The sequence below is a fragment of the Sporosarcina beigongshangi genome, from assembly GCF_033485195.1.
Classification (GTDB): Bacteria; Bacillota; Bacilli; order Bacillales_A; family Planococcaceae; genus Sporosarcina; species Sporosarcina beigongshangi.
In genome coordinates, this window is sequence record NZ_JAWLIR010000019.1 from 1 (window position 1) to 12,922 (window position 12,922).

14 protein-coding genes are annotated in these 12,922 nt (G+C 38.7%); 4 read left to right on the forward strand and 10 right to left on the reverse strand.

The window, feature by feature from the left end; genetic code table 11:
- Nucleotides 1–130: 130 nt before the first annotated feature.
- Nucleotides 131–367, reverse strand: coding sequence for a hypothetical protein (locus tag R2B77_RS10515; protein WP_203245834.1), 237 nt, complete (start codon nucleotides 365–367; stop codon nucleotides 131–133).
- A 400-nt stretch (nucleotides 368–767) separates the two neighbouring features.
- Here R2B77_RS10515 and R2B77_RS10520 point away from each other — a divergent pair, with 400 nt between their 5' ends.
- The 3 genes from R2B77_RS10520 (at nucleotide 768) to R2B77_RS10530 (ending at nucleotide 1,451) form a co-directional block, all read left to right on the forward strand.
- Nucleotides 768–986 (forward strand): DUF1659 domain-containing protein, encoded by a 219-nt coding sequence (locus R2B77_RS10520; protein ID WP_203245833.1) that lies wholly within the window; start codon nucleotides 768–770, stop codon nucleotides 984–986.
- A 40-nt stretch (nucleotides 987–1,026) separates the two neighbouring features.
- The gene (locus tag R2B77_RS10525; RefSeq protein WP_203245832.1) at nucleotides 1,027–1,239 is read left to right on the forward strand and encodes a DUF2922 domain-containing protein; all 213 of its coding nucleotides are present in this window, start codon (nucleotides 1,027–1,029) and stop codon (nucleotides 1,237–1,239) included.
- A gap of 83 nt (nucleotides 1,240–1,322) precedes the next feature.
- Complete coding sequence (locus R2B77_RS10530; RefSeq protein WP_203245831.1) at nucleotides 1,323–1,451, forward strand: YvrJ family protein; 129 nt, start codon at nucleotides 1,323–1,325, stop codon at nucleotides 1,449–1,451.
- Nucleotides 1,452–1,568: 117 nt separating this feature from the next.
- On the opposite strand, the gene R2B77_RS10535 is transcribed toward R2B77_RS10530, so the two are convergent.
- From R2B77_RS10535 to R2B77_RS10570, 8 genes are all read right to left on the reverse strand, one after another.
- On the reverse strand, nucleotides 1,569–2,411 hold the full coding sequence (locus tag R2B77_RS10535; RefSeq protein WP_203245830.1) for a YitT family protein: 843 nt from the start codon (nucleotides 2,409–2,411) through the stop codon (nucleotides 1,569–1,571).
- An 82-nt stretch (nucleotides 2,412–2,493) separates the two neighbouring features.
- Nucleotides 2,494–4,413 (reverse strand): BglG family transcription antiterminator, encoded by a 1,920-nt coding sequence (locus tag R2B77_RS10540; protein WP_203245829.1) that lies wholly within the window; start codon nucleotides 4,411–4,413, stop codon nucleotides 2,494–2,496.
- Nucleotides 4,414–4,474: 61 nt separating this feature from the next.
- Nucleotides 4,475–5,293, reverse strand: coding sequence for a PTS system mannose/fructose/sorbose family transporter subunit IID (locus R2B77_RS10545; protein ID WP_203245828.1), 819 nt, complete (start codon nucleotides 5,291–5,293; stop codon nucleotides 4,475–4,477).
- Nucleotides 5,286–5,993: a PTS mannose/fructose/sorbose/N-acetylgalactosamine transporter subunit IIC gene (locus tag R2B77_RS10550; protein WP_203245827.1), complete on the reverse strand. Its 708-nt coding sequence runs from the start codon at nucleotides 5,991–5,993 to the stop codon at nucleotides 5,286–5,288. Before R2B77_RS10550 ends, R2B77_RS10545 begins: the two co-directional genes overlap by 8 nt.
- A gap of 15 nt (nucleotides 5,994–6,008) precedes the next feature.
- A complete protein-coding gene (locus R2B77_RS10555) occupies nucleotides 6,009–6,497 on the reverse strand; it encodes a PTS system mannose/fructose/N-acetylgalactosamine-transporter subunit IIB (protein WP_203245826.1) in 489 nt (162 codons plus the stop codon).
- Between the two features lie 24 nt (nucleotides 6,498–6,521).
- Nucleotides 6,522–6,947 (reverse strand): PTS sugar transporter subunit IIA, encoded by a 426-nt coding sequence (locus R2B77_RS10560; protein ID WP_203245825.1) that lies wholly within the window; start codon nucleotides 6,945–6,947, stop codon nucleotides 6,522–6,524.
- Between the two features lie 28 nt (nucleotides 6,948–6,975).
- Nucleotides 6,976–8,040 (reverse strand): SIS domain-containing protein, encoded by a 1,065-nt coding sequence (locus R2B77_RS10565; RefSeq protein ID WP_203245824.1) that lies wholly within the window; start codon nucleotides 8,038–8,040, stop codon nucleotides 6,976–6,978.
- 723 nt (nucleotides 8,041–8,763) lie between these two features.
- Nucleotides 8,764–10,410, reverse strand: a complete 1,647-nt coding sequence (locus tag R2B77_RS10570) for an S-layer homology domain-containing protein (protein ID WP_203245823.1) — start codon at nucleotides 10,408–10,410, stop codon at nucleotides 8,764–8,766.
- 167 nt (nucleotides 10,411–10,577) lie between these two features.
- On the opposite strand from R2B77_RS10570, the gene R2B77_RS10575 reads away from it, so the two are divergent.
- A complete protein-coding gene (locus R2B77_RS10575; protein ID WP_322555691.1) occupies nucleotides 10,578–11,297 on the forward strand; it encodes a hypothetical protein in 720 nt (239 codons plus the stop codon).
- A gap of 97 nt (nucleotides 11,298–11,394) precedes the next feature.
- On the opposite strand, the gene R2B77_RS10580 is transcribed toward R2B77_RS10575, so the two are convergent.
- Complete coding sequence (locus R2B77_RS10580) at nucleotides 11,395–12,792, reverse strand: S8 family peptidase (RefSeq protein WP_203245822.1); 1,398 nt, start codon at nucleotides 12,790–12,792, stop codon at nucleotides 11,395–11,397.
- Nucleotides 12,793–12,922 lie beyond the last annotated feature (130 nt).

Sequence of the window (12,922 nt, forward strand, 5' to 3'; positions counted from 1 at the left end):
CCATACTTTTTGTTGGAAGCCTCACACACTCTATTACCAGCACCAACCCCACACCCAAAAACAGCCCTTCAATTGAGTAAATCCAATCGAAGGGCTGTCCTTTTTAAGCTATCACGATGCTACAAACAAGTTATTCTTTCTTCCTTACTAAATACTTATGAAATATGATTTGCTTGGATTTTCCTAAGGTTCTTCGCGCAGTATTAGGGGAATAGAAATGCACTTTCGCCACCTGAACATGATCCTCTTCAGCGTCATAGTCAACCACCGCAATATCAGTTGCGCCAGCATCCTCGAGCATTTCAGCCATCTTCCCCGTCTGCATACAAACTCCTAAAATGACATGTGTTGTTTTGCGTGTCCTCATCCCATTTCCTCCTTTTCCAATCATCTGTGTTTCCAGCTAATAAGAAAGCAGTTAGTCCTTTGAGACCTGAGTGTTACGTGATCCTATTATACCATTTCTCTTTATAAATTTTGCTAAAAATATGAGAAAATTTGAAACATTTTCTTGCATTTTTAGTGATTTTTTGTCGTATTCTGTCTAACAGCTAACACTTAGAGAATGGCAGTATAAACGAGGTCTTACGTAGAGTCATAAACAAATCGAGGTTTTAAAAATATGCTATAAATTCATTACTTCGCTAAATTAATCACGCAGTTTTGCTTAGCAATCAACGTACAGGATCTATCCATAAAAAATTTGTGAATCGTGTATCCCTTTCTTCCTTTTCATTCTATATAAAGGGTGAAAGGAGGTGATGAGCATGGCGACAATCGAATTTAAAAATGCAGTTGGTCGGGTTTACTTCGATGGTGGTTTGACGGATGAAGGCAAACTAATCCGCAAGTCAAAAACCTACCGTAACGTTGCAAAAAATGCAACAGCAGATGACTTGTACAAAGCGCTCGAACAACTTGCGCAGTTATCCGATTTTCCATTCATCGGTGCAGACAAGGTGGAAACATCAAACGTCATTAACTAATCGGATGGGCTCAGTTTTATAAAGAAAGGAGGGATGGAGAATGGCAAAAACATTGCAATTGAATTTCAGTACAGCAGCCGGCAAAAACGTGATGCTGACAGTGGACGAGCCACGTGCAGGTTTAACGGCAGCAGCCGTGGAAGCTGCGATGCAGGAAATTATCGCATCAGGCGTGTTCGAAGTGGATGGATCTCCACTTGAAACGTCAAAAAGCGCTCGAATCGTCGAGCGTCATGTGACTGAACTCGAATAAGGTACCAAGCTGTATGAACCGGCTCCTCAGTTTTCCTACTGGGGAACCGGTTTTTTAATTAATCACAGAAGGGAGGAAACGAGATGGAACAATGGATGAATCTCATACAGGAAATCGGCTTCCCGATATTCGTATCATTCTATCTTTTACACCGGCTCGAAACAAAGCTCGTCGCCATACATGATGTGCTACTTTCATTGAAGATGAAGTGAATGTGAAGCGGTGGTACATGTGGATTCAATCTTACTATTTCTTTTGATTTACATCTCATCCAATTAGCCGATCGTCTGACTGATTGGATGAGTAACTGAGGTAAGAATCGAGGGAGCCTAATTGGCTTTAGTTGCCTTATAACCTCTTCCAATCAATTCACGAACATTATGCATCGTAACATAGGCTTGCTCATCAATTTCTTTAATAATACTTTTTAGTCGAACAATTTCTTGTTTGCTAATGACAATATACAAAACTTCTTTATTTGCTTTCGTATAGCCGCCGCGCCCTTCTAAAACAGTGACTCCCCTCGACATACTATCCATGACTTTATTCAAAACTTCGTTTGGTGAATTTGAAATAATTAAAACGGCTACTCTTTCATCTAGCCCTTCGACAATAAAATCAATGGCTTTTGCACCAATATAAACAGTCAGTAAAGTGAGCATTGCTTTTTCTAAACCAATTATAAAAATAGAGCCCGCAACGACTATAATATCGATAATTAGCATACTCTTTCCGATACTCCAGCCCCAATATTGGTTAGCCATTCTAGCAAGGACTGTCGTTCCACCATTGGTTCCGCCTGTTCGAAAGATAATGCCTAAACCAATACCTACTAATAATCCTGCAAAGATAGCTGCTAAAAGTGTATCCTCTGTCAGTACTTTTCCCGCATCTTCAGTTACATACAAAAAAGCAGAGCAGGATACAATGGAAAATAACGTATAAAGAACAGTCCGTTTATCAAAAAGCTTATAGCCAACCAAAAATAAAAGCATATTTAAAATAAAGTTAATAATCCCTGGTGACCATTGGAATAAATAGTGTGCAATAATTGTCAGTCCAATAATTCCGCCTTCTGATAACAGATTTGGGAGGGTGAAATAATTTATACCAATAGCAAAAATAAATCCACCAATCGTGATCAATACAATATCTTGGATTGTTTTTTTCATATTATTTTCTTCCTTAGTTATTATGACTTTTTCGTTAGTTAGTTACACTCTCCAAAGAGCTAGCAGCTTGAGATAGCTCGTCTTAATAATCTTGAATGCTTTGTAAAAATAAATCATAATCTTTATTTTGAATTAGCCGATTTACATTTTCCTTATTACTTGTCCACTTGGAAAACATATCACATAAAATACTTAAGTTATGGTCGCCATCTCTTTTTGTTTTGATGATAAACAGGACTCTAATGATATCCTTATCCCAAATAATTGGGTTTTCAAGTACAGCAATAAAGCAAAATGACTTTCGGCATATTTTATATAAATCCTGAAGATGGACAATATTATTACCAATTTCATGCGCAACAAACGGCATATCCATCTGAACGTCTGGTTTTATAATATCTAAAGACTGCAGTTTTTTTACTAAATTACTCAAAACACTCTCTTTATCTTTTCCCTCTAAATAGAAGTCCGAAAATTGAGGTTGGAAATAGTTTTCTATATTGAGTTTATAAAGATCTGTTTTATTGGTGTACTCTCTAATTTCATTAATATAATTCCCTTTTTCAATCGCTACTTGCAAGATATTTCTAGATAATTCTACTTCGTAGGAGGATACCAATATATCAATATCATCTAAATGACTAATTGCTTTTTCCTTAGAGTCATAATTAATTAATTCATACTTTTCATCTGAAAAGTTTTCTTTAATCTCATTAATATACATAATGGTTTCCGCTCTGCCCCTACCACTCATTAAGCCAATTGTGATTTTTTTATTCTTTTGAAGGTTTCTTAAGGCAACATTGAAATAGAGTACCAAATAACCAAACTCGTCTAAATTGATTTGTACATCGTAGTGATTTTGAATAATCTCAGTTGCTGAGATCGTCACCTTGGTGGCAAAGATATATTTTTGAAGATTTTCATGTACAACTGGATTTCGGATGACCATATTATTCCGGATTCGCTTGATCATTTGCGGAATGTGTAATGCTAAAAATTGATTAAGTGTCTTATCTTCTGAAATATCTATATCAAAATTACTTTTAATTTCAGCGTATATATTTTCTAAAACCTTTTTTACTTCAGTTTGTTGTTCATCGGTAATACTCGTCGAATCATTTAAGAGCTGCTTACTTTCAATATGCATAAAAATATAAGCACTATCTACCTCTTGAAAATTACAGCCAAATAGCGCGTTGAGTCTCATGGAAAGATTTTCGCTCGCCTTAAAAATTTCCTTCGTTCTGATTTTTTTCAAATATGTGTTGGGTACCGTAATTTTATTACCGGAAAGATTCCTTTGAATAGAAATAAAGATATGGATTGCGATGTTTTTTATCGAGAAGTCGGATAATACTATCAGGTACTCTTCGCAAACGATTCTCAGTATAGATTCGATTGTTTGAATATATTTGTCATTATGCTCTTTAAAATAAGAGGATTCGTTCTTACTTTCATACCCTAGCTTTGTGTTATTATGATAATAATATTCTGCGATACACATCCGCTTATTGATTTCTGTACCTTGAATCATTATTCCGTGGTTTGCTTTTGAGGTTAATTTTAGTTCGTATTTGTTTAGAACTTTTTTAACTTCTATCATATCTGCATTTAAAGTAGATCGGCTAATAAACATGTCATTGGCGAGTACGTCTAATTTAATATAAACATCCTTCAGTAACAGACGCCTTAGGACATAAAAAACCCGTTCATAGTTATTTTTCTTAAAAGTATATAATCTTTCTACATTCATAGACTTCAGCTGGTTCGTTAAAAAAGTGATACTATCCGCATTTTCATAGTTAAGTTTGTAGCCTTGATTCGGTTTAGAATGAATGGTTATTCCATAATCCGATAATTTTACTTTCAGGTTAGAAATATCTGTTTTAACGGTTCTAACTGAAGTGTCTACAACAAGGGATAAATCAGTAGAGGTTAAGCTTTTTTTATGAAATAATTCATTTAATATAAGTAGTTCTCTACGACTAAAGTTCAACATCTCTCCCCCTCCTATGCGTTAAAAAAATTACTGTAATCACGTAGATTACAGTAATCATTTTTTATATAATTCCTATTAGGGACCCAACTATACCAAAAATGATTGTAATGAACAATATAGTTGTTGGCTTGAAGCCCTTTTTTAATAACAGGAACATAGATAATGTATATAAAAGTGGTAATAACAGTGGGAATATTTGATCTAAATAATCTTGCATTGGAATTTTTTGATCTCCAACGGTGAATACAAAGGCTGAATTAAGTTTTACCATGGAAGCACTCATTGCCCCAATTACCATGAGTCCAACAACGGTAGCCCCTTTTGAGATTTTCTCCATGATACCAGAGTTATTAGCTTGTTGCATAATGCCTGTCCCTAACTTGTATCCATAAATCCCACCATAATATCTAACTAACATATGCGGAACATTAAAGAGTAATAAAAATAATATGGGTCCTAATATACTTCCTTGTTGAGCTAAGGACAAACCAATTCCGACAGCGATAATTCGCAGCGTTCCCCAGAAAAGGGAGTCGCCAATCCCAGCGAATGGGCCCATTAAACCTATTTTCACGTTATTAATGATGCTTTTGTCGAAAGATGGATTTTCACTTGCTTCCTTCTCCAATGCAGTGGCAACGCCAGTTATCGTAGTAACCACATGTGGTGTCGTATTAAAAATATTCATATGGCGCTCAAGTGCCTCAGCTTGTTCCTCTTTGGTTTTATAATACCGTTTAATCGCAGGCCACATTCCGATTGAAAACCCTAACGCTTGTTGTCTTTCATAGTTATAGGAAGCCTCTAGCATAAATGAGTTCCAGAAAATCTCGCGCATCATTTTTTTCTCATCTTTTGTTAGTTTCTTTTTATCAGACATCGAATAGGTCCTCCTCATCTATATTTGAACCAGCAACAGCAACATTCTTCCCTGGCATTTCGTACGTTAGGATAAATGCGAGAACAACTCCGAATAGCGTAATTCCTAAGATTGGTAAATTAACATAGGCAAATAATGCGAAACCAAAGATGAAATATAGCACATTAAATTTGCTCATCATTGGAAGTAATAACAAACCAAATCCAACAGCAGGTAATAAGCCACCAGCAACCTGAAGTCCATTCATAATTACTTCTGGTATATTATTCACAAAAGCTTCTACTGCAGTTGATCCAAATACAATTGCCACAAATCCGACTACGAAATACATTAGACATTGAAGGACGAGACCCGCCATATTTAAGGTTATGAGTCCCTTAATATTCGCTGTTTTAGCTAGACTCATCGCATACTTCATAAAATAACTTCGTACGATAAAGACGACCACTTTTAAAGATTGAGCCAAAATTGCAATAGGTAAAGCTAGTGCTAATGCAACCTCTGCTCCTCCAACTTGAATGAACCCCATAAAAACTAATTCAAGTGTCGCTCCTACGAGGAGACCCGTTTGTACATCTCCCAATGCTAAGCCAATAATCGTTGATACAACGATTGGTCTGATAACCATTGGTGTCCCAAGCATTTTTTCAATAAACCAAAGTACTGCTAGTATTGCACCTACTAAAAGCGCAGTTCCCATAAGACCTCTCCCCTTCTATTTGAATGTCAATTTACTTTTTAACTCGTTATAGTTTTTAACATTATCTGTTGGAACTTGACGTACCTCAATTTCAATCCCACTATCTTGAATTTTATCTAAATACGCTATGTCCTCTTTCGATACATATACCGCTGGTGAGAGCAACTCTTTCCCTTCATGCATTTGCATACCACCTACATTTAAAACTGGCGTTTCGTCGATCAGTGATAATAATTCATATGCATCTTTAGGCTTTGAACAAATCACAAATACCTTCATTGGTGCTAACTTTGGGTTTTTCAATACAGTTGCCGCATCCTCAATTGTTCGGATTGCAAGTCTAACTCCATCCGGACAACTCATTTTCAGCGCCATTTTCCTCGTTTCATCACTGGCTGCTTCATTACTAGCAATTACGACAGCATTATAAGATAATGCCGCTTTCCAGCTGTACACGACCTGTCCATGTAATAAACGATCATCAATTCTAACGGTTACGATCATCTTTTCCACCCCTATTCTTTAGTCTTACAGTTCAAACTCATCATCTTCGTCATTTACTTTTAGTAATTCATCATTGACATATATGATTTGTTCCTTGGATTTTTCGGTAATCTCTTTGAGCTTTTCTGGTGTAATATCGGATTCGTTCAACATGATTAGTTCCAACAACAGCGGCAAGTTGAAACCAGTAATAATATTTACCTTTCCACTCGATAAATAGCGGATTGCTGTTTGGTTGACACTGCCTCCAAATACATCCGTAATGATAATTAAGTTGTCATCCTCACTAACATTTTCTGCAAGAAAGGTCTCTATTTTCTTATCGACTGGTATATGATCAACATGCGCATTGATGAAAAACAGATTTTCCTGTTTTCCCAAAATGATCTCCGCAGAAGACATAATCCCCTCTGCAAATTCCCCATGCGTTGCAATTAATATTTTCTTCATAGGATTTGTACCCACCTTTGCTTTACTTTTATAATGACTTTTCGATATAATTTACGACTTGTGGATATACCCCTTTTGAGAGATCACGGCCTTTATCCGTAGATAATTGATACGATAAAACTTGGAAGACTGTAATATACTCTAAGCTACTAAAATATTTACTTGGTGAAACAATCGGTAAATCTGTATCCAAGGTTGTCTCTTCCCCAACCATAAAACACTTCGTGATTTCGGTATTAATAAATGCCGATATCTTTTGGGCTTTCTCTGAGTCTTCGCCTTTTCTACTTAAAATAAAATAACCCGTCGTACTGTCGAACGCATTTTGTGGTCCATGAATGAGTTCCTCAAGCTCAAAGCTATTTGTAAGCGCTGGCAACATTTCCATGAACTTAATATCAGCTTCTTGCGCAACTGGCCATAAATCATTTGTACCCGAAAATAAAAATTTACTCTTTTGCATTAAAGTGAATTTATTTTTTTTATACCAATCGAGTGTATCATTTTTAATTTTCGGTAGATTGTCAACCATTTTCGAGTAATCTTCAATTAACGCCTGTTCCTCTGATTCTGATAATCCGCAATATAACTTTGATAAAGAAGTAAAGAGCCAGTATAAGGTGGCGCATGTTGCAGAGTATCCTAACGTTCTAAACATATACGCTTCGTTTTCAGATCCCATCTCCAAAGCTAAATCAGCACTTTTCGCGATTGGAGAATCTAAACTTTCAGTGATCGATATGTTTGGAAATCCCTTCGATTTAACGATTTCTAATGCCTCATAAACAAGTTTTGTTTTTCCCCCCTGAGAAATAAAGACATATAACGTTTCTTTATTTAATAAGGACTTGTTTAAATAATTTACAAATATGTTCGGATAGATTAGCTCAACCGGAATATTGATAAAATCCTCTGCAAACTTCTTCGTTGTAAAAGCAGCATTATAAGAGGTACCCGATGCGATAAATACGATTCCCTTTATATCGGGAAACGCTTTCAAATAATCTTGTGTGTTTTGATCAACAAGGTTTTTATTCTTCAGTATTTTATTTAACTGAATGGGAATACTTTCAATCGTGTCCATCATGCTCATATTATCAACCCCTACTCTATGTTGACTAAATTATAAATTTATTCATTTTTTAAGTCCATACGCAAAATTGCACGATTAATCGAGCAATAATGCAATACATCTACTATCTCCTTTTGCTTAGCTTGCTTTTAATGATCATTATTTATTTTTTATTAATTTGTTACTATTTCGCCTTAGTCACAGGAATATTTTCTTCTGGTCCTAGCATTTACAATAATCGTAAATGGTAACTCCCATCTACTTCTTTGGTTTTTGTTTTAATTAATTAATTAATTAAATGGTATTTGAGTCAATTTCATAATAGAGCCATCAATCCTAAAATACGAACAAGATTGATTTCCGCTTCAGTCGGACGCTTTCCGCGGGCATGGCTTGAGCCGATCGAACAGCGTAGGGTTCGATTTGCCGTATTTCTGCGTTCTTTGCGGAAATTAAGGCATCTGCCCTCCTGCTCTCAACGCTTCGCGTTTGTTCGCAAAAGCCGTTCTTCGTGACGGCTTTCGCAGGAGTCGCCGACTTGCGCTTCAATCAACGAGAGTAGAATCTCTAATTGACGAATTTTCAAATAAAAAATTATATAATTACTCGTCTTTTCGTCAAAAAAAGTAGTTATAAAATTTGCCTAATTACTAAAATATACCAAAACAGAAAAACCCTTCGACCGATTGCTCGATCGAAGGGCATATTATTCTGGTTGCTACGCGTGCGTTTCTCCTTATTTCCTTATTTAAATTGTATTTGTCGAATTTGATTGTGATAGCTATCCACTATTAAAATCATTCCATCCTGAATAGCGACATCTGTCGGATGACTTAACCCATTCTTTACAAGTGTCGTCACTTTGCCATTCAACAAATAACGCACCGAATGATTTAAACGATCCGCTATCACGACTCCCCCCTCTTTTGTTACCGTCATTCCACTCGGTGAATGGAACAGTGCCTCAAGTGCCACCCCGTCTCGATATCCACCATTTGCATATAATGTTCCGTTGTTTACGCTTTTCCCAGCAACGGTCTTCACAGTGTTAGTAGCAAAATTAATATAACGAATCAATTGATTCCCAGTGTCACTGACATATAAATTCCCTTTGCTATCAATCGCTAATCCCGACGGCTCATTAAACTTCGCAGTTTTCAAGTCGCCATCTTGTAAATCACCAGCATTCTCGATATCGCCATCCGTTACTTCAACAGGACGGAGGGAAGGAGCATTTAATGTTGTCACGTTTCCATTTGGATCGATTTTTCGAATTAAATGATTTAACGTATCCGCCACATAAAGCGTCCCATTCGCTGCAATCGCTACGTCTTGCGGATGATTAAATCGCGCATTCTCACCAATCCCATCTTCATCACCAGGCAGTCCATCTCCCGCAATGGTCGTCACCTCACCATTCTTAGCGATTTTCCGAATGACATGATTCGAAGCATCTGCGATATAAATATTCCCTTCACGATCAGCTACCATTCCAGATGGATCGTTAAATACGGCTGTTTCTTTCATCGCATCATGGAGGCCGCCCTCAGGATATCCAAAATTATTTAACTCAAACGTTGTCCCCGCAAACGTAGAAACAATCCCGTCTTGCAGTTTTCGAATCAACTGATTTTGACGATCTGAAATCAACACAGCCCCGTCTGCCAACGCAACAAGACTGGCAGGAGAGCGAAACGAAGCATTCATCGCATTCCCATCAAGTGCATCAAAATCTCCGTTACCCGCAATAACATCGGGTTCGAAAAGCCCAGCCGCCTTTTCACTGCGCGTAATAAACGTAGCGATTTGTGCTCTCGTCACCGCATGATCGGGTCCAAAGCTTGTAGCGGTAATCCCCGTTGTAATATTATGGGCAACCAATGTTTGTACATAATTGGCATACCATACCGTCTTTTTCACATCCGTAAACGGCAGTTTTTCTACTTTTCGAACGTCAAAATGAAAGCCTTCGGCAATAATTTTCGCCATTTGTGCTCTCGACAATGTTTGATCCGATCTATACGTATCGTCCGCGAAGCCGCTAATCACGCCAGCATTCGCCAACGCGACAATTTCCTTATAGAATGGATGGCTCGGCTTCACATCCAAAAATTTTGGATCCTTGACACTCTCTAAATCAAGCTCAAGCACATGCGCCAAAATCTTCGCAGCTTGTCCACGCGTCACAGCTTGATTCGGCTTAAACGTACCATCGTTAAATCCATTAATAATTCCACGTTCACTTAAACTCAATACAGATTCATAATAATAACTTCCCGACTTAATGTCCTTGAACACGTTATCCTTCGCATATGAATCTGCTGACGGATATGCAATAAAAAAACTCGCGACAAAAACAAAAACGATGGCCAACCGGAATGATCTTTTCATCAAATTCCTCCTTATTGTTATTGTGTATGAATGGTTATTTGGGTGATTGCTGTTTTATAGTGCTTTCTTATATATAATACTATAGTTCCTTCCTACCTGTCATATTATTTTAAATAGTCTAATTAAAACAGTGGCACACCTGGCGCTTTGTTGCACACTTCGGAGAAATGGTTGCACACTTTAGCGATTTGGTTGCACACGTGGCGGGAATGGTTGGAGGCTTCACTACTTTGGTTGGAAACCTAGCGCTGTGTTGCACACTTCGGCAAAATGGTTGGACACTTCGGCGATTTGGTTGCACACTTGGCGGGAATGGTTGGAGGCTTCACTACTTTGGTTGGAAACCTAGCGCTTTGTTGCACACTTCGGCAAAATGGTTGGACACTTCGGCGATTTGGTTGCACACTTGGCGGGACTGGTTGGGGGCTTCGCTACTTTGGTTGGAATCTTGGCCCTTGGTTGCACACCTCGGCGAGTTGGTTGCACACTTGGCGGGACTGGTTGGGGGCTTCGCTACTTTGGTTGGAATCTTGGCCCTTGGTTGCACACCTCGGCGAGTTGGTTGCACACTTGGCGGGACTGGTTGGGGGCTTCGCTACTTTGGTTGGAATCTTGGCCCTTGGTTGCACACCTCGGCGATTTGGTTGCACACTTGGTGGGAATGGTTGGAGACTTCACTACTTTGGTTGGAAACTTGGCCCTTGGTTGCACACCTCGGCGATTTGGTTGCACACTTGGCGGGACTGGTTGGGGGCTTCGCTACTTTGGTTGGAAACTTGGCCCTTGGTTGCACACCTCGGCGAGTTGGTTGCACACTTGGCGGGAATGGTTGGGGGCTTCGCTACTTTGGTTGGAAACCTGGCGCTTTGTTGCACACTATACGATAATCGTTGCACACTCCGACAATCGACACAAAAAAAGTAACATCACACTGCGATCGAGGCAGTGTGATGTTACTTATCGGCTTACATTGTATAAAACCTATCAGTTCAATCCAGTCGTTTCAAATTGCATTTGATACTTTTTACCGTTTTGCACAATGATTTCGAGACGGTATGCTGTGTTCGACTCATAATTGGATTTAGGCGTCACGATGATCTCCTTGTTTTTCAAGTTGGGAGAAAGTGTGATTGGTATCTCCGTAACTCCATTATACAACTTGATTGTTGCTATATTTGGGTCAGAAAATATGCGGTCGAATTTGACAGTCCATAATTTATTCAAAGAAACGTTTTTCTGTCCTGGTAAACTAATAAAATCGACAGCTTTTGGTTGTGCTAGCGGTGAAATCTTCGCATAGGAAGTAACATTCACAACTCCCTCGCCGTAAAGCTTGTCCCAGCCAGTCTCTCCCCGGTCATCGACGTATTTTTTCAACAGTTGTTCAATGACTTGGATTGAGCTTTTTGGATTATCCAGCATCAACATTGCAGCGACGCCACTGACGAATGGGGCTGCTGCTGAGGTTCCGCTCATACTGCCTTTTTGCTCACCTGGAATGCTTGAAATAATCCCAACACCTGGCGCTGAAATGTCGATAGTTGTTCCGGTATTACTAAATTGAGTGACGTTATCGTTTTGGTCGACTGCTGAAACGACAATCACTTTCTCGTTGGATGCAGGATAATAATTAGCAGTGTCTCCGCCTTCATTTCCTGAAGAAACGACTATAAGGACATTTTTGGAAAGTGCGTAGTCGATGGCATCCGTTAAAAAGCGAGAATACTCTTCACCGCCGAAGCTCATATTAATAACTGCAGCACCATGATCGACAGCAAATCGAATGCCCTCCGCAACGTGAGAATCGTATCCATTGCCATCTGCATTTAAAGCACGTATCGGCATAATTTTTACGTTGGCAGGCGTCGTATCAGCAATAACCCCCGCAACATGCGTGCCATGATATTGAACATCCATTGGGTCTGCATCATTATCGACAAAGTCATACCCGTTTACGATTCTATCTTTCAATAAAGAATGTGTGTAGTCAACGCCTGTATCGATGACGGCCACAATCACATTATTTTTCGTTGGTGCAAGTGCTTTTTGCATCGTTTTTGCACCGATTCGCTCTGCTCCCCACGAAACAGTTTCCATGCTATGTATCATAGGCCCCGCGTGTCGAATATAATCCGGCTCAAGTACTTGGACCTTTTGTGAATTAACTTGAGTAGAAGAAGTGCGCATAGTACGATCATCTTTGATTTGCTGCAGCTCTTCCCACGTTATACTCTTTACAGTTTCTTCACCGTCCACACCTGTTATTTTGACAATGACTCGATCTGTATCCGGAGGCGTACTAGTTGCTCCGCTTGTTGATGGGACGAGTAAAAATAAGCTCACTGTACAAAATAATACGAGCGTGAAAATAGACTTTTTCATAAAACACCTCTCAGTTTCATTATGTATCTATTAGTATATACTAGTTATGAGATGAATAAGTGTCTGAGCGATCAGACAAAAAAAAGCCCTTCACCGACTGCTCGGTCGTGTTGTGACCCCTAAAAGTTAG

Coding starts and splice junctions, on each gene's coding strand:
- R2B77_RS10515 (WP_203245834.1), bottom strand. CDS start 367: ATGAGGACACGCAAAACAACACATGTCATTTTAGGAGTTTGTATGCAG.
- R2B77_RS10520 (WP_203245833.1), top strand. CDS start 768: ATGGCGACAATCGAATTTAAAAATGCAGTTGGTCGGGTTTACTTCGAT.
- R2B77_RS10525 (WP_203245832.1), top strand. CDS start 1,027: ATGGCAAAAACATTGCAATTGAATTTCAGTACAGCAGCCGGCAAAAAC.
- R2B77_RS10530 (WP_203245831.1), top strand. CDS start 1,323: ATGGAACAATGGATGAATCTCATACAGGAAATCGGCTTCCCGATATTC.
- R2B77_RS10535 (WP_203245830.1), bottom strand. CDS start 2,411: ATGAAAAAAACAATCCAAGATATTGTATTGATCACGATTGGTGGATTT.
- R2B77_RS10540 (WP_203245829.1), bottom strand. CDS start 4,413: ATGTTGAACTTTAGTCGTAGAGAACTACTTATATTAAATGAATTATTT.
- R2B77_RS10545 (WP_203245828.1), bottom strand. CDS start 5,293: ATGTCTGATAAAAAGAAACTAACAAAAGATGAGAAAAAAATGATGCGC.
- R2B77_RS10550 (WP_203245827.1), bottom strand. CDS start 5,993: ATGGGAACTGCGCTTTTAGTAGGTGCAATACTAGCAGTACTTTGGTTT.
- R2B77_RS10555 (WP_203245826.1), bottom strand. CDS start 6,497: ATGATCGTAACCGTTAGAATTGATGATCGTTTATTACATGGACAGGTC.
- R2B77_RS10560 (WP_203245825.1), bottom strand. CDS start 6,947: ATGAAGAAAATATTAATTGCAACGCATGGGGAATTTGCAGAGGGGATT.
- R2B77_RS10565 (WP_203245824.1), bottom strand. CDS start 8,040: ATGAGCATGATGGACACGATTGAAAGTATTCCCATTCAGTTAAATAAA.
- R2B77_RS10570 (WP_203245823.1), bottom strand. CDS start 10,410: ATGAAAAGATCATTCCGGTTGGCCATCGTTTTTGTTTTTGTCGCGAGT.
- R2B77_RS10575 (WP_322555691.1), top strand. CDS start 10,578: ATGGTTGCACACTTTAGCGATTTGGTTGCACACGTGGCGGGAATGGTT.
- R2B77_RS10580 (WP_203245822.1), bottom strand. CDS start 12,792: ATGAAAAAGTCTATTTTCACGCTCGTATTATTTTGTACAGTGAGCTTA.